Source organism: Halomonas sp. (assembly GCF_031581305.1).
GTDB lineage: Bacteria > Pseudomonadota > Gammaproteobacteria > Pseudomonadales > Halomonadaceae > Halomonas.
The window spans coordinates 1-15,495 of the sequence record NZ_JAVLBC010000035.1; the positions used below are offsets into that span (position 1 = coordinate 1).

At 65.1% G+C, this 15,495-nt stretch carries 16 protein-coding genes; 9 read left to right on the forward strand and 7 right to left on the reverse strand.

The window, feature by feature from the left end:
* Positions 1-99: 99 nt before the first annotated feature.
* Entirely contained in the window at positions 100-546 is a 447-nt protein-coding gene (locus RI841_RS04845) for a hypothetical protein (RefSeq protein WP_310704452.1), read from the forward strand.
* Here the strand turns inward: RI841_RS04845 and RI841_RS04850 are convergent.
* From RI841_RS04850 to RI841_RS04880, 7 genes are all read right to left on the reverse strand, one after another.
* Positions 467-1,249, reverse strand: a complete 783-nt coding sequence (locus tag RI841_RS04850) for an ElyC/SanA/YdcF family protein (protein ID WP_310704453.1) — start codon at positions 1,247-1,249, stop codon at positions 467-469. The two genes, RI841_RS04845 and RI841_RS04850, sit on opposite strands and share 80 nt — an antisense overlap.
* Before the next feature lie 20 nt (positions 1,250-1,269).
* Entirely contained in the window at positions 1,270-1,842 is a 573-nt protein-coding gene (sufT, locus tag RI841_RS04855) for a putative Fe-S cluster assembly protein SufT (protein ID WP_310704454.1), read from the reverse strand.
* A gap of 18 nt (positions 1,843-1,860) precedes the next feature.
* Positions 1,861-3,102: a cysteine desulfurase gene (locus tag RI841_RS04860; protein ID WP_310704456.1), complete on the reverse strand. Its 1,242-nt coding sequence runs from the start codon at positions 3,100-3,102 to the stop codon at positions 1,861-1,863.
* A gap of 3 nt (positions 3,103-3,105) precedes the next feature.
* Positions 3,106-4,467 carry a Fe-S cluster assembly protein SufD gene (gene sufD, locus RI841_RS04865; RefSeq protein WP_310704457.1) on the reverse strand — a complete coding sequence of 454 codons (1,362 nt, stop codon included), beginning with the start codon at positions 4,465-4,467 and terminating at the stop codon, positions 3,106-3,108.
* Positions 4,464-5,216, reverse strand: coding sequence for a Fe-S cluster assembly ATPase SufC (gene sufC / locus RI841_RS04870; protein WP_310704458.1), 753 nt, complete (start codon positions 5,214-5,216; stop codon positions 4,464-4,466). The genes sufD and sufC overlap by 4 nt, the downstream gene beginning before the upstream one ends.
* A 194-nt stretch (positions 5,217-5,410) precedes the next feature.
* Positions 5,411-6,853 (reverse strand): Fe-S cluster assembly protein SufB, encoded by a 1,443-nt coding sequence (gene sufB, locus RI841_RS04875; RefSeq protein ID WP_310704459.1) that lies wholly within the window; start codon positions 6,851-6,853, stop codon positions 5,411-5,413.
* 70 nt (positions 6,854-6,923) lie between these two features.
* Entirely contained in the window at positions 6,924-7,385 is a 462-nt protein-coding gene (locus tag RI841_RS04880) for an SUF system Fe-S cluster assembly regulator (RefSeq protein WP_310704460.1), read from the reverse strand.
* 396 nt (positions 7,386-7,781) lie between these two features.
* Between RI841_RS04880 and RI841_RS04885 the strand changes: the two genes are divergently transcribed.
* The 8 genes from RI841_RS04885 to RI841_RS04920 all read left to right on the forward strand — a co-directional run.
* Positions 7,782-8,447 carry an ABC transporter permease gene (locus tag RI841_RS04885; protein ID WP_310704461.1) on the forward strand — a complete coding sequence of 222 codons (666 nt, stop codon included), beginning with the start codon at positions 7,782-7,784 and terminating at the stop codon, positions 8,445-8,447.
* A gap of 39 nt (positions 8,448-8,486) precedes the next feature.
* Positions 8,487-9,647, forward strand: a complete 1,161-nt coding sequence (locus tag RI841_RS04890) for an ABC transporter ATP-binding protein (protein WP_310704462.1) — start codon at positions 8,487-8,489, stop codon at positions 9,645-9,647.
* A gap of 4 nt (positions 9,648-9,651) precedes the next feature.
* Positions 9,652-10,383 (forward strand): ABC transporter permease, encoded by a 732-nt coding sequence (locus tag RI841_RS04895; protein ID WP_310704463.1) that lies wholly within the window; start codon positions 9,652-9,654, stop codon positions 10,381-10,383.
* A gap of 47 nt (positions 10,384-10,430) precedes the next feature.
* A complete protein-coding gene (locus tag RI841_RS04900) occupies positions 10,431-11,315 on the forward strand; it encodes a glycine betaine ABC transporter substrate-binding protein (protein ID WP_310704464.1) in 885 nt (294 codons plus the stop codon).
* A gap of 84 nt (positions 11,316-11,399) precedes the next feature.
* Complete coding sequence (locus RI841_RS04905; RefSeq protein WP_310704465.1) at positions 11,400-12,704, forward strand: MmgE/PrpD family protein; 1,305 nt, start codon at positions 11,400-11,402, stop codon at positions 12,702-12,704.
* Positions 12,705-12,857: 153 nt separating this feature from the next.
* Positions 12,858-13,700 (forward strand): nitrilase-related carbon-nitrogen hydrolase, encoded by an 843-nt coding sequence (locus RI841_RS04910; protein ID WP_310704466.1) that lies wholly within the window; start codon positions 12,858-12,860, stop codon positions 13,698-13,700.
* A 134-nt stretch (positions 13,701-13,834) separates the two neighbouring features.
* Positions 13,835-14,599 (forward strand): complex I NDUFA9 subunit family protein, encoded by a 765-nt coding sequence (locus RI841_RS04915; RefSeq protein ID WP_310704467.1) that lies wholly within the window; start codon positions 13,835-13,837, stop codon positions 14,597-14,599.
* Positions 14,600-14,646: 47 nt separating this feature from the next.
* A partial coding sequence (locus RI841_RS04920) for a ribose-phosphate pyrophosphokinase (protein ID WP_310704468.1) occupies positions 14,647-15,495 on the forward strand: 849 nt, incomplete at its 3' end.

Genomic DNA, 15,495 nt, shown 5'->3' on the forward strand with positions numbered 1-15,495 from the left:
CCAAAGGCTAACGGGGCAGCGGCAATTTATTGCCCCCCGGGGGTGGCAAATGGGAAGCGACAGCCCCACAATCTGCGTCACCGGAGGAGGTGACCGCTCATGTTTCTCGACAATCGCCAGGTGGCGATGGACAGTGCCCTCGAGGCAATGGCCGACAGCATCGACTACTTTCAGGACAATCTGGAACGCCTGCGACCCTCGCTACGCGACAGCCTGAAACCCCACTACGAAGCCCGGGCGAAGTCGATGCACGAACTTCAGGAGCTGTCGCGCAAGCACCTCAATCTGCTACCCCGCGACGCCGATGTCGAGCGCGACGACTACATGTGGCTGTGGAGCCGCCTGAAGAGTTTCGTGGGCAACGAGAGCCAGGTGGTCATCGGCGAGCTGCTGGAACAGGAGCGAGTACTGATGCAGTCTCTCTCGACACTGTTCACCCATCCCCTGCCCGAGCCGATGGAGCCGGTCATCGAGGAGTGCTGGAAGGGCTGTCGGGCGCTGATCCGCGAGCTGTATCGCCTCCAGAAGCAGCGTCCGAAGCGCTGAACAGTCCCGGCGGAAACCGCAGGCGGTCGCGCTCCCGTGGCATGATCTGCAGGGGCTCGAGCGGCCCCAGGAAGTGCGGCTCGCGCTCCCACAGGTAGAGATCCCCCAGGGTGGCCACCCGCGCCACCCATTCGCGCAGCTTGAGCCGCCACAGGCCGGCCGCGACATGCTCCGGCGCCGCACAACCCTGCACCTCGAGCCCCAGCGCCTCGCCGATGAACAGCGCCCGTGGCAGGTGCCAGTCCTGGGTGATCAACAGCGCCTGCTCCACGCCGAACACGTCTCGCGCCCGCGCCAGGGTATCGAAGGTGCTGAAGCCGGCATAGTCCAGGGTCATGTCCTCGTCGCGCACATCGCGGCTCCGCAGGTCGCGCCACATGGTCACCGGCTCGTTGTAGTAGCGGGTGCTGTTGTCGCCGGAGACCAGCAGGTGATCGACCCGCCCGAGGTGGATCAGCTGGGCGGCGGCGCCCATCCGCCCCTCGAAGTGGGGGTTGCGAGCCCCGCTGCGCGTCCAGTGGGAGGTACCGAAGACGATGCCCACGGGTTCGCTGCCGCAGCGCGAGATCTCATCCTCGATCTTCGCCTGGGTACGGCCCAGCACATAGAAGTTGCCCAGCGCAAACAGCAAGCTCGCCAGGAGCGCAAGCGCCCCCAGCGACATCAGTGCGGCCTTGAAGGCCTTCCAGAATGGCCGGTACATCGCGCTCCCCGGAACAGGCGCTAGAACATTCCGAGTTCCAGCTTGGCCTCGTCGCTCATCATCTCACGACTCCACGGGGGATCGAAGACGATCTCGGTATGCACCTGGCTGATCTGCGGGGCACCGAGGATCTTGTTGCGCGCATCGGCGGCGATCACATCGCCCATGCCGCAGCCAGGCGCGGTCAGGGTCATGCGGATGGTGACGATGCGCTCGCCGGTGATCAGCCGCTCGATGCGACAGCCATAGACCAGTCCCAGGTCGACGATATTCACCGGAATCTCGGGGTCGAAGCAGGTCCGCAGCTGATCCCAGACGAACTGCTCGATCTCGTCCTCCGTGGCATCCTCGGGCAGCGTCGGCCGCGGCAGCGCCTCCAGGCCCAGGGCATCCAGGTTGGCCCCCTCGATCAGGTAGAGGCGCCCCTCGAAGCCCACGCTGACCGTGCTGCCCTTGGCCTGCATCACGGTGACGACACTGTCCTCCGGCAGCGTCACGGTCTTGCCGAAGGGAATGGAGATCGCGCCCACGTCACGCTGAAGGGGCAACGCCTGACCCTTGTGGAGGGTGGCAATCTGCTCGATATCGCTCATGTCGCTCCTTGATAGACCTCAGCGCAGCATGCCGACGACACGCTCGAGCCCCTCGACGAAGACGTCGATCTCCTCGGGGGTGTTGTAGGCGGCGAAGGATGCCCGGCAGGTGGCGTCCACGCCGAACTGCGCCAGAAGCGGCTGGGCGCAGTGATGACCGGTCCGGATCGCCACACCGAGCTGGTCGATCAGCAGCCCGATGTCCTGGGAGTGCGCGCCATCGACCACGAAGGACAACACGCCCGTCTTGTCCGGTGCGGTCCCCAGAATGCGCAGCCCCTCGATGCCCCGCACACCCTCGGTGGCATGCTCGAGCAGCCTCGCCTCCCAGGCGCCGATCAGTTCGAGACCGATCTGCTGGACCCACTGCAGGGCACGCCCCAAAGCGATCACCTCGGCGATGGCCGGCGTACCAGCCTCGAACTTGTGCGGGATCTCAGCAAAAGTGGTGGGCGTCTCGAAGGAGACCGTCCGGATCATCTCGCCACCCCCTTGCCAGGGCGGCATCGCCTCGAGCAGCGCGGCCTTGCCGTAGAGCACGCCCACGCCGGTGGGCCCGTAGACCTTGTGACCGGAGAACGCATAGAAGTCGGCATCGATATCACGCACGTCCACCGGCTGGTGGGGCGTAGCCTGGGCGCCATCAATCAGGATCCGGGCGCCGTGCTCGTGGGCCACCCGCGCCATCTCGTGAACCGGGTTGACGGTGCCAAAGGCATTGGAGACATGGTTCACCGCCACCAGCCGGGTTCGCTCGGTGAAGAGATCGCGATAGGCCGCCATGTCCAGCACGCCGCGCTCATCCACCGGGATCACCTTGATGCTGAACCCCAGCTCCCCAGCCAGCAGCTGCCAAGGGACGATATTGGAGTGGTGCTCCAGCCGCGAGATCAGCACCTCGTCACCGGGGGCGAGGTTGGTGCGTCCCCAGCTGTTGGCCACCAGGTTGATCGCCTCTGTGGTGCCGCGGGTGAAGACGATCTCGCGGGTCTCGCCTGCGTTCAGGAAGGCACGAACCGACTCCCGGGTCCCCTCGAAGGCCGCCGTGGCCTCGTCGGCCAGGGTATGGAGCCCGCGGTGAATGTTGGCGTTGTAGCGACCGTAGTAGTCGTCGAACATCGCGATTACCTGGCGCGGCGTCTGGCTGGTGGCGGCATTGTCCAGGTAGACCAGCGGCTTGCCGTGGACTTCCCGATCAAGGATCGGGAAGTCGCGTCGCACCTTCACCACATCCAGCGTCAGGTCGCTGAAGTCGGCCATGGCTCACTCCTCGTTCAGGGCGGCGGCGGTTTCCACCAGGCCAGCCAGGTTGAAGCGCTCGGGAAGCTTGCCCGCCACGGCCAGCTCGACCCGCTCGGCGATGGCGTCGAGGTTGACCTGCTCCAGCACCTCGCCGGCGAACGCCAGGGTCAGCAGGCCGCGGGCCGTCTGTTCGTCGATGCCGCGGGTGCGCAGGGCGAACACCGCCTCCTCGTCGAGCTGGCCGGTCGTCGCGCCGTGGGCGCATTTGACGTCATCGGCATAGATCTCGAGCTCGGGCTTGGTATCGATCTCGGCGCGATCGGAGAGCAGCAGATTGGCATTGCTCTGCTCGGCCTCGATCTTCTGGCTGTCGCGCTTGACGATCACCTTGCCGTTGAACACGCCATGGGCGCGGTCGTCGAGGATGCCCTTGTAGTTCTCATGGGAGTAGGTGTGCGGCGCGTTGTGGTTGACCAGGGTGTGGTTGTCCACGTGCTGACGCCCCTGGCCATAGAAGAGGCCGTTGAAGTTGGCCTCGGCCCCCTGGCCATTGAGCTCGGCCACCAGGTCGTTGCGCACCAGGCCGCCGCCCAGGTTCAGGTTGAACGAGGTATAGCGGCTGTCACGGGCCTGCTCGATGTGGATGCTGGCCACGTGCAGGTCGGCAAGCGGCGCCTCCTGCAGCTTGTAGTGGGTGAGGATCGCGCCGCGATCGAGGATGATCTCCTCCACCAGGTTGGTGAAGTTGGTGGCCTGCTCCTCGCCCACGTGATGCTCGATGACCGTGGCCTGGCTACGCCCCGCCATCTCGAGCAGGATACGGGGATGGCTCATCACCGGCGCCTCCCCCTCTCGGGAGAGGAACTGCAGGATGATCGGCTTCTCCACCACGGTGCCTCGCGCCAGGCGCAGCACGGCGCCCTCTTCCATGAAGGCAGTGTTGAGCGCCGCGAAGGGCGAGAACTCGACCCCGGTGAGCCGGCCGAGCGGGCCGCCCACCGCCTCGTGGTTCTCCGCCAGCGCCTGGGAGAGCGGCACCAGTTGCACGCCAGCGGGCAGGTCATCGAGTTTCGACAAGGCCGGGGCAAAGACGCCGTCGACGAAGGTCAGGCGGTGGGCCTCCACGGGCAGGGTCAGCCTCGCCGCCGTGGCCGGTGAGAAGTCGGCATCCTTGGCCAGGTGGAAATCACCGCGCGCAATGGCCCGCACGTCGGTGTACTTCCACTCCTCGACGCGCCGGTGGGGAAAGCCCAGCGCCTCGAAGCGTGCAGCCCCCGCCTGGCGCCGGGCGGCAATCCAGGTCGGCTCGGCGCCGCGGGCGTTGCTGCGCTCGCTCAGCCGGTCGAGGAAGCGTTGCACATCGCTCTGCACTGCATCACTCATGCGGCGGTCTCCTCCTGCACCCAGTCATAGCCGCGACGCTCGAGTTCGCGGGCAAGATCGGCATCGCCACTCTTGACGATGCGGCCATCGACCAGCACGTGCACGCGGTCCGGCACGATGTAGTCGAGCAGGCGCTGGTAGTGGGTCACCAGCAGGATGGCCCGATCCTCGGCGCGCAGGGAGTTGACGCCGTCGGCGACCACCTTCATGGCGTCGATGTCCAGGCCCGAGTCGATCTCGTCGAGCATCGCCAGCTTCGGCTGCAGCACCAGCATCTGCAGGATCTCGTTGCGCTTCTTCTCGCCGCCAGAGAAGCCCTCGTTGACGGCACGCTGCAGGAAGCTGGTATCCATCTTCATGGACGCGACCTTTTCCTTGATCAGCTTCATGAACTCCGGTGCCGGGATCTCGCCCAGGCCCTGCGCCTCACGCTGGGCGTTCAGCGCCGCCTTGAGCAGGTAGATGTTCTTGACCCCCGGGATCTCCACCGGGTACTGGAAGCCCAACAGCAGGCCGGCACGGGCCCGGTCCTCGATCTCCATCTCAAGCACGTCCTGGCCTTCGAAGGTGATCGAGCCCTTCGTCACCTCGTACCCGTCCTTGCCGGCGATCACCGCCGAGAGGGTCGACTTGCCGGCCCCGTTGGGGCCCATGATGGCGTGGATTTCACCAGCGTTGATGGTCAGGCTGAGGCCCTTGAGGATCTCGGAACCCTCGACCGTGACGTGCAGATCCTTGACTTCGAGCATGTTGACTACCTTTTCGATTCTGGCGAGCCGCCACCGCGACTACTTGAATGTTTTGACCTTCTCGCGAATCCGGAGAAACGCGCGAGCGGCGCCTGAACAAGGCGGAAGCAGGTGAGAGAAGCGGAGTTTACGACCGTAAATGAGCATTCTCGACCCTGTTTCCAACGCCGTACAGGCGTCGCGCAGCCGTTTCCTCAACCAACAGCGCCTTCGAGGGTGACGTTCAGCAGCGCCTCGGCCTCCACGGCGAACTCCATGGGCAGTTCCTGGAAGACATCCTTGCAGAAGCCGTTGACGATCATGCTCACCGCATCCTCCTCGGAGATGCCGCGGCTCTGGCAGTAGAACAGCTGGTCCTCGCCGATCTTGGAGGTGGTCGCCTCGTGCTCGACGGTGGCCGTGCTGTTACCGATCTCCTGATAGGGGAAGGTGTGAGCACCACTCTGGTCGCCGATCAGCAGCGAGTCGCACTGGGTGAAGTTGCGCGCGCCCTTGGCCCGCGGGCCCACTTTTACCAGGCCGCGATAGGACTGGTTGCTGCGCCCGGCGGAGATGCCCTTGGAGATGATGCTCGAGCGGGTGCCCTCGCCAATGTGGATCATCTTCGTGCCGGTATCGGCCTGCTGGCGGCCGTTGGTCACTGCCACGGAGTAGAACTCACCGATGCTGTCCTTGCCACGCAGTACACAGGAGGGGTACTTCCAGGTAATGGCGGAGCCGGTCTCGACCTGGGTCCAGCTGATGCGCGAGCGGTCGCCACGGCAGTCGCCGCGCTTGGTGACGAAGTTGTAGATGCCACCCTTGCCGTCCTCATCGCCGGGGTACCAGTTCTGCACCGTGGAGTACTTGATGTAGGCATCCTCGAGGGCCACCAGCTCCACCACCGCCGCATGCAGCTGGTTCTCGTCACGCTGCGGCGCCGTGCAGCCCTCCAGATAGGAGACCTGGGCACGGCTCTCGCAGACGATGAGGGTACGCTCGAATTGGCCGGTATTGGCCGCGTTGATGCGGAAGTAGGTGGAGAGCTCCATGGGGCAGGTCACGTCTTCCGGCACGAAGACGAAGGAGCCGTCGGTGAACACCGCCGAGTTCAGCGCCGCGAAGTAGTTGTCCCCCTGGGGTACCACGCTACCCAGGTACTGCTTGACCAACTCCGGGTAGTCACGGATCGCCTCGGAGATAGAGCAGAAGATCACGCCCGCCTCGTGAAGCTTCTCCTTGAAGGTGGTGGTCACCGAGACGGAGTCGAAGACCGCATCCACCGCCACGCCGGCCAGCGCCGCCCGCTCATGCAGGGGAATACCCAGCTTCTCGTAGGTCTCGAGCAGCTTGGGGTCCACTTCGTCGAGGCTCTGGGGACGGTCCTCGTCACGCTTGGGCGCGCTGTAGTAGGAGATCGCCTGGTAGTCGATGGGCGGGTAGTCCAGGTGTGCCCAGGAGGGCGGCGTCATCTTGAGCCACTGATGATAGGCCTTAAGACGCCATTCCAGCATCCACTCCGGCTCGCCCTTCTTGTTCGAGATGAAGGCGATGGTGCTCTCGTCCAGGCCGGGCGGTACCGTGTCGCTCTCGATGTCGGTCACGAAGCCTTCTTTATAATCGCGACGGACAAGCTGTTCCATTTCCTGACTTGCCATGATGTGTCCCCTCCCGGGCGGTTGGGTCGGCGAGCGAGGCTCGCCTCGGGTAGTGAATCGCTCGGATGCGTCAGGCCTCGTCGGCCAGACTCACGCTCTGAATGGGCAGCTGCACCGGCAGCTTGATCGGGCTGGTGTCGGCCAGGTGGGCCAGGGTCACACTGTCAAGCAGGGTGCGAATGGCCAACGAGACGCGCTGCCAGTTGTCAGCGACCCCGCAGGTCGCGGCCAGATCGCAGTCGCCACCGGCCTGGCTACACTCGGTCATCGCCACCGGCCCCTCGATGGCGGAGATGATGTCGCTGGCAGTGATCTGGGACGCGGGCTGTGCCAGGGAGTACCCCCCCTGGGCGCCACGCCGTGACTCCAGCAGGCCAGCCTTGACCAGCATCTTCAGCGTCTTGCTGACGGTGGGATGGGGCAGTTGGACCGCCTCGGCGAGCTCCGCGGCGGCCTGGGGCTGGTCCGGGTGACGGGCAATCTGCGCCATCACCACGGCAGCGTAGTCGGTCAGCCGAGAAAGCTTGAGCAAGGACTGACTCCCCGGGGGCATTCACCCCCTCAGATTCGATTGGGGACCATTTTAGTCCTGTATCATTTTGATGTGAAGTCCTGTCGCTCAATCAAGCGGATAGCGACACGTTCACGGACGTTACCATCAATAAAGATAATCTATCTCATTTGCATTTATGTAAGATGGACTCGCCTTCAACGGAGGCATCAGCACTTCCAATTCGTACCATTGCGCATCCTCATTCTCGGAAAAACAAATAGATAGGTCGCTCTGCTAAGCTGTGACACCTCGCATGGGGCAATTCGTCGCCCCCTAGCCCCTTCACACGGCATCGTCACACCCGGGCACCGCAGGGTCGCCGCCAGACGTCTATGCTTGCCAAGGGACAGGGCTCGCAAGGCAAGGAGAGAAGACTTGGAACTGATTCAGTATGCACTGGACAACATCGACCTATTGACCACCCGCACCCTGGAGCACATCGCGCTGGTGAGTATTGCCGTCGGCATCGCTACCCTCACCGGCGTGCCGATCGGCATCGCCATCACCAAGAGCGAGCGCGCGGCCAAGAGTGTGCTCTACGCCGCCTCGATCATTGTCACCATTCCGTCGATCGCGCTGTTCGGCATCATGATCCCGGTGCTCTCGTTGATCGGTCATGGCATCGGCTATGTGCCGGCGGTGATCGCCGTGCTGCTCTATTCACAGCTGCCGATCATCCGCAACACCTATACCGCCATCAACAACGTCGACCCGGCGCTGCGCGAGGCGGCACGGGGGATCGGCATGAGCCCCAATCAGCGCCTGCGCTTCGTGGAGATCCCTCTGGCGGTGCCGGTGATCATGGCCGGCGTCCGCACCGCCGTGGTGCTCAACATCGGCGTGATGGCAATTGCCGCCTACATCGGCGCCGGCGGCCTCGGCACCTTCATCAGCCGCGGTATCTCGCAGTCCGATCCGCGCCAGCTGATCGTCGGTGCCATCGCGGTGAGCCTGCTGGCGATCATCGTCGACTACACCCTGCTCTACCTTCAGAAGCGCCTGACGCCCCGAGGCATGGAGCTCGACACCTCCACCGCCTGATAGCGAGCCTCTGACGACCGAGACGACAAGGACACACGAATGATCGAACTCGATAACCTGACCAAGGTCTTCGACACGCCCAAGGGCGCCGTGGTCGCCGCCGACCACATCAGCATGAACGTACCCAACGGCGAGATCTGCATCCTGCTCGGCCCCTCGGGCTGCGGCAAGACCACCACCCTGAAGATGATCAACCGCATCGTGAAACCGACCTCCGGCAAGGTGTTCATCAACGGGGAGGACACCACCGACATGAATACCCAGGACCTGCGCCGCAATATCGGCTATGTGATCCAGCAGATCGGGCTGTTCCCCAACATGACCATCGAGGAGAACATCACGGTGGTGCCCCAGCTGCTGGGCTGGAACAAGGCCCGCTACAAGGAGCGGGCCCGGGAGCTGATGGCGATGATCTCCATGGAACCCGACGCCTTCCTCAAGCGCTTCCCCAGCGAGCTTTCCGGCGGCCAGCAGCAGCGCATCGGCGTGGCTCGAGCGCTCGCTGCCGACCCACCGGTCATGCTGATGGACGAGCCCTTCGGCGCCATCGACCCCATCAACCGGGCAGTGATCCAGGACGAGTTCCTCAAGATGCAGCAGGCCCTCAAGAAGACCATCATGTTCGTCAGCCACGACATCGACGAGGCGATCAAGATGGGCGACCGGGTGGCGATATTCCGCGAGGGCAAGCTGGTACAGCACTCCGCGCCCGACGACCTGCTGGCTGCGCCGAAGAATGCCTTCGTCGAATCCTTCCTCGGCGAGGACCGCGCGCTCAAGCGCCTCAACCTGGTCAAGGTCCAGGAGGTGGTCTCCGACGAGATCGCCACGGTGAGCCCCGGCGACACGCTGGAGACGGCGCTGGCCCGCATCGAGGACTACGGCTACCAGAACGCCATCCTGATGGTGAACGACCAGCGCCAGCCGGTGGGCCTGATCACCCGGGCCAAGGCGCGCACCACCAAGGGCTACTGCCGTGACCACTTCGAGAACGTGCCGGGGACCGTGACCCTGGACGATGACCTGCGCAAGGTCGCCTCGCTGATGTTTTCCCAGGACGCCACCTGGCTGCCCTGCGTGGATGATCAGGGGCGGGTCTGCGGCCAGATTACCCAACGCGCCATGACGCACCACCTGGGGTCGCGTTTCCGCGCCCGTGAGGCCGCCACCCGGACCCCCGACAGCGCCGTCAAGGAGTGAGCCGATGCCGATCCAGAGCCTGAAAGGGGCCCTGCGGGCACTCCTGCTGGTGGCGATCTTCTTCGCCGGGGTATGGAGCCAGTCGAGCGGGGTCATCAACGACTTCATCTTCTATCTGCCCGATGTGCAGTACCTGGCCATCCAGCACCTGAGGCTGACGGCGATCTCCGGTGGCCTGGCGATCCTGGTCGCCATCCCGCTGGGCATCGTGCTGTCGCGTCCGAGCATGGCACGCTGGGCGGAATCGCTGATGCAGGTGCTCAACGTCGGCACCACCATCCCCACGCTCGCGGTGCTGGCCCTCTCCATGAGTTTCCTGGGCATCGGCACGGTGCCGGCGGTCTTCGGGCTGTTCGTCGCCACCCTGCTGCCCATCACCCGCAACACCTATACCGGGCTCAAGGGCGTGGACCCGGCCCTGATGGAGGCCGCCGCGGGCATCGGCATGTCGTCGATCCAGCGCCTGCTGCGGGTGGAGCTGCCCAACGCCCTCTACGTGATCTTCGCGGGCATGCGCACCGCCCTGACCATCAACGTGGGCACCGTGCCGCTGGCCTTTCTGATCGGCGCCGGGGGGTTGGGTGAGCTGATCTTCACCGGCATCGACCTGTACGATCCGGTGATGATGCTCGCCGGCGCCATTCCTACCGCCCTGCTGGCGATCATCGTCGATGCCCTGATCGCCACCGTCGCTTTCCTGCTGGTGCCGCGCGGGGTCAACCCGTCGCGCGCCTGATCGTTCGAACCGTGCTGTACACTGTCAAATCACAAGGAGAAGTACCCATGAAACGCCTGATGACCACTCTGTCCGGCCTGGCCCTGGCCGGTGCCATGACCACCGCCGGCGCCGCCGAGATCACCGTCGGCGGCAAGAACTTCACCGAGCAGCAGATACTCTCCAACATGACCACCCAGTACCTGGAGAGCCTTGGCTACGATGTGGAGAATCGCTCCGGCATGGGCTCCGCTGTGCTGCGCCAGGCCCAGGAAAACGGACAGATCGACCTCTACTGGGAGTACACCGGCACATCGCTGATCAACTACAACGACGTCACCGAGCGCCTGTCACCGGAGGAGACCTACGCGCGGGTCAAGGAGCTCGACGCCGAGAAGGGCCTGGTGTGGCTGGACCCCTCCAATGCCAACAATACCTATGCCCTGGCCATGCGCGAGGCGGACGCCGAGGAGCGCGGCATTGCCTCCCTCTCCGACCTGGCCCAGGCGATCAACGATGGCGGCGAGGACCTGACCTTTGCCCTGAACGCAGAGTTCTATGCCCGCGAGGACGGCTGGCGACCGCTGCAGCAGGCCTACGACTTCCGCGTCGACCGCGGCAACATCAAGCGCATGGATTCCGGTCTGGTCTACCCGGCCCTGCGCGACGGCGACGTCGAGGTGGGCCTGGTGTTCGCCACCGACGGTCGCATCCCGGCCTTCGACTTCCGGGTCCTCGAGGATGACCAGGGCTATTTCCCCGCCTACGCTCTCACGCCGGTGGTGCGCCAGGAGACCCTGGAAGAAAATCCCGACCTCGCCAAGCAGATGAACGCGCTGTCGACGCTGCTTGACGACGCGACCATGGCCGAGCTCAACGCGCGGGTCGACGTCGAGCGCGAGAACATCGAAGACGTGGCCCAGTCCTTCCTCGAGGACAACGAGCTATTGTAACGGCCGGGCATTGTCGGCACACGCATCGAGGCCGCCCACGGGCGGCCTTCTTGTATCTGCCCCGAAACTGACAACGAGCTTGCGATGACCACCTCCCATTCGCCCGTGGACTGGATCCGCCACACCGATCTCGCCACCCTCGACCCTGCCTTGCTCACCCAAGCCAAGCGCTGTCTACTGGACCTGGTCGGCGTGGCCGCCGGGGCAACCCAGACCGAGCTGGCCGACATCGCTCGCCGCTTCGTTACCACACAGCATGGCGGAGATCGGCCGCTACTCTTCGCCGCCGGCCGATCCTCGCCCACCGGGGTGGCCTTGCACGGTGCCTGGCTGATCGACGCCCTGGACGCCCATGACGGCCAGGTATTGGCCAAGGGACATGCCGGCGTTGCCCTAATGCCGGGCCTGGTCGCCTTGCCTGAGGCACGCCATCTCTCCGGCCGTGACTTCCTTGGCCTGTTGATCCTGGGCTACGAGGTGGCGACTCGCGCCGGTATCGCCCTGCATGCCACCAGCCCCGACTATCACACTTCCGGCGCCTGGAATGCCCTCGGCGTCGCCGCGGTGGCAGCCCGACTACTGGGGCTCGACGACGAGCGCCTGCATCATGCCCTGGGCATCGCCGAGTTCTATGGCCCTCGCAGCCAGATGATGCGCTGCATCGACCATCCCACCATGCTCAAGGATGGTTCCGGCTGGGGCGCCATGACCGGTATCTCTGCGGCCCTTCTAGCCCAAGCGGGATTCAGCGGCGCTCCGGCGCTAACCATGACAAGCCCGGAAGTCGGGGGAGTCTGGGCCGACCTGGGGCAGCGCTGGTACCTCCATGAACAGTACTTCAAGGCCTATCCGGTGTGCCGCTGGGCCCAGCCAGCGGTGGAGGCGATTCTGAACCTGCGCGAGACAATCGACGACCCGAAAAACGTCTCCCGCATCGAGATCATCACCTTTCACGAAGCCAGGCGGTTGCATGTAGTGCATCCCAGCAGTACCGAGGAAGCTCAATACAGCCTGCCCTGGTCGGTGGCCTGCGCCCTGGGCCGCGGCACCTTGGATGCCCAGGCCATCACTGACCTCGCCGCACCAGAGCTGCGAGCCCTGGCCTCGCGGGTCAGGATCCAAGAGCGTGTCGCCTTCAACGCCTGCTTCCCCGCAGAGCGCTGGGCAGCAGCGCGGCTGCACCTGAGCGACGGTCGGATAGTGGAGAGCGCACCCTGCGAGGCCCGCGGCAACCCGCACAATCCGCTCTCTGACGAGGAACTTGCCGCCAAGTACCATGCACTCGCCGATCCGTTGCTCGGCGAGCAGACTGCCACGCTTTATGACATCATCATGACCCTGGAGGAGCGCCCGGCCAGCGACCTGCTGGCACAGCTCGGTGCTCCATGAGACGCCATCGACGTCCGCACGCCCCGCCACTGGCGCAGCGGCGGAGACGCGGAGACGCGGAGACGCGGAGACGCGCAGCGACGCTGCCCCCGTTCCAATACTGACAACCCGGGCGAGACCAAAGGGCCCGCGTTACCTCTTGAGAGCTGAATCATGCACTATCAGGACCGACTGCGCGTGGGCGCCGCCCAGATCAACGCCACCCTCGGAGAGGTGGATGTCAACCTGGCGCAGCATCTCGACATCATCCAGGACGCCTGCGAGCGGGGCGTCGAGCTGCTGGTCTTTCCCGAGCTCTCGCTGACCGGCTACGGGCTGGGTAGCCGGATCATGCAGGTGGCGATGCCGCTGGAGGATCCGCGTCTGCGCGAGCTGGCACTGGCCTGCCGCGAGATGCAGACCGTGGTGGGTTTCGTCGAGGAAGCGAGTCCCGGCGAGTACTACAACGCGCTGGCCATCCTCCAGGATGGTGAGATCGCCGCGGTGCACCGCAAGCTTAACCTGCCCACCTACGGCGGTCTCGAGGAGGGCAAGTGGTTCACCCACGGCAGCGAGCTCACCCAGACCCCGGTGCGCCCCGGCTGGTCGGCCACACAGCTGATCTGCGCCGACCTGTGGAACCCGGCACTGGTCCATGCCGCGCTGCTGCCCCGGCCTACGGTGCTCTGCGCGCCGATCAACTCGGCCTCGGGCATCGTCAGCGACGATTTCTCCAACGAGCAGAACTGGGCCCTCAACGTGCGCTTCTACGCCATGACCTACGGCACGCCGGTGATCATGGCCAACCGCTTCGGCCCCGAGGGCCAGAGCCACTTCTGGGGCGGCTCGCGCATCCTCGGCCCGCGTGGTGAGCTGCTCGCCGAGGCCGAGGAGTGCGAGATGCTGATCACCGCCGAGCTGTCACGCACCGCCATCTCCCGAGCCCGTTTCGAACTGCCCACTCACCGCGATGCCGATACGCCACTGGTGCGCGAGCTGATGGCCGGCTATCGTTGAGCGGCCACAGGGAGGGGAATGATGCGCAAGGGTCCGGTCACGGTCTTCGGTGGCACCGGCTTTCTCGGTGACACCATTGTCCGGGAACTGGTCGAAGCCGGCCGCGGGGTGCGTATTGCGAGGACGGGGATCCGGTGGAACTCGCCACTGCCGATATCCGCGACGAGGCGAGCATCGACACAGCCCTCGCGGGCGCAAGCGCCGTGGTCAATGCCGTCAGCCTCTATGTGGAAACGCGCGATGCCAGCTTCGAGGCCATCCATGTAACGGGGGCCGGGCGACTGGCCAGCCGAGCCCGGGCGGCGGGCATCGACCGGCTGGTGCTGGTCTCGGGGATCGGCATCCGCCACGACTCAGCCTCGGCCTATGTCCGCGCCCGCTCCCGGGGCGAAGATGCGGTACTGGAGGCCATGCCCAAGGCGATCATCGTGAGACCCAGCGTGCTGTTCGGCCCCGGGGATGCCTTCCTCTCCGGCCTGGAGGGCCTGGCCCGGCTACCGCTGATCCCGCTTTTCGGTCACGGCACGACCCGGCTACAGCCGGTACACGTGATGGACGTGGCGCGGGCTATTGCCACACTCACGGGCCGCCCTGCCACCGCAAGACGACTCTTCGAGCTCGGCGGGCCCGAGGTGCTGAGCTACCGAGAGATCCTCGAGATGCTGCTCACGCACCTGCACCGCGAGCGGCCGCTGGTGCCGATTCCCTTCCTCGCCTGGCGGCTGGTAGCGGCCCTGGCCACCTGGCTGCCCGGCCCGCCGCTGACGCGTGACCAGGTCATCCTGATGCAGACGGACAACGTCGCCGACAAGGACATCGGTGGCTTTCGCGACCTTCGCATCCTGCCCCGTTCACTTCACGAAAGCCTGCCAAGCTGCCTGACGCCCCACAACGCCTGATCCTTTACGCTCGTCAAACAGAGGGCTCAGCGTCTATGCTGGGAGGCATGAAACTATTCTCTCTGAACGCCAGTAGACCCTTTGGTGAAAAGGTGGCCCAGGCACTGGGCCATTCGCTTGCCAAACACGAGGAGCGCGACTTCGAGGACGGTGAGCACAAGGTGCGACCGCTGGAAAGTGTGCGTGGTGAGGATGTCTATGTCCTGCAGAGCCTCAACGGCGCCCCGGAGCAGGGCGTCAACGAACGACTTTGCCGGCTACTCTTCTTCCTTGGCGCCGTCCGCGATGCGGGAGCCCAGCGGGTCACCGCCGTCATTCCCTATATGGCTTATGCGCGGAAGGACCGCCGGACCAAGTCACGCGATCCGCTTACCTCCCGCTATCTGGCCATGCTCCTCGAGGCAATGGGCATCGACGCCGTCATGACGCTCGACGTCCACAATCCCGCCGCCTTCCAGAATGCCTTCCGTTGCCCCACCCACACCCTCGACACGCGCCGCCTGTTTGCCGATTACATGCGCGAGCGCTGTGGCGACGGCAAGGTAGTGGTGGCTTCCCCTGACCCGGGCGGCGTGAAGCGGGCGCAGGGCTTCAGGGAGATGCTGGAGCCCATGCTGAATCGCGAGATCGGGGCCGCCTACATGGAGAAGCGTCGCAGCGAGGGCAAGGTCAGCGGCACCCTGCTGACCGGCGAGGTCGAAGGCGCCACTGTGTTGGTCGTTGATGATCTGGTCAGTTCAGGTGGCACCCTGCTGCGTGCCGCCCAGGCGTGCCTGGCCCGAGGCGCAAAGACGGTGGTCGGGCTTGCGGCGCACGGCCTTTTCGTCGGTGATGCCGACCAGGTGGTCAGCGACCCGCAACTGACGAAGCTCATCGTGACCGATACCATCCCGCCG

Coding starts and splice junctions, on each gene's coding strand:
- RI841_RS04860 (WP_310704456.1), bottom strand. CDS start 3,102: ATGGCCGACTTCAGCGACCTGACGCTGGATGTGGTGAAGGTGCGACGC.
- sufB (WP_310704459.1), bottom strand. CDS start 6,853: ATGGCAAGTCAGGAAATGGAACAGCTTGTCCGTCGCGATTATAAAGAA.
- RI841_RS04910 (WP_310704466.1), top strand. CDS start 12,858: ATGCACTATCAGGACCGACTGCGCGTGGGCGCCGCCCAGATCAACGCC.
- RI841_RS04905 (WP_310704465.1), top strand. CDS start 11,400: ATGACCACCTCCCATTCGCCCGTGGACTGGATCCGCCACACCGATCTC.
- sufC (WP_310704458.1), bottom strand. CDS start 5,216: ATGCTCGAAGTCAAGGATCTGCACGTCACGGTCGAGGGTTCCGAGATC.
- RI841_RS04890 (WP_310704462.1), top strand. CDS start 8,487: ATGATCGAACTCGATAACCTGACCAAGGTCTTCGACACGCCCAAGGGC.
- RI841_RS04900 (WP_310704464.1), top strand. CDS start 10,431: ATGAAACGCCTGATGACCACTCTGTCCGGCCTGGCCCTGGCCGGTGCC.
- sufT (WP_310704454.1), bottom strand. CDS start 1,842: ATGAGCGATATCGAGCAGATTGCCACCCTCCACAAGGGTCAGGCGTTG.
- RI841_RS04850 (WP_310704453.1), bottom strand. CDS start 1,249: ATGTACCGGCCATTCTGGAAGGCCTTCAAGGCCGCACTGATGTCGCTG.
- sufD (WP_310704457.1), bottom strand. CDS start 4,467: ATGAGTGATGCAGTGCAGAGCGATGTGCAACGCTTCCTCGACCGGCTG.
- RI841_RS04895 (WP_310704463.1), top strand. CDS start 9,652: ATGCCGATCCAGAGCCTGAAAGGGGCCCTGCGGGCACTCCTGCTGGTG.
- RI841_RS04845 (WP_310704452.1), top strand. CDS start 100: ATGTTTCTCGACAATCGCCAGGTGGCGATGGACAGTGCCCTCGAGGCA.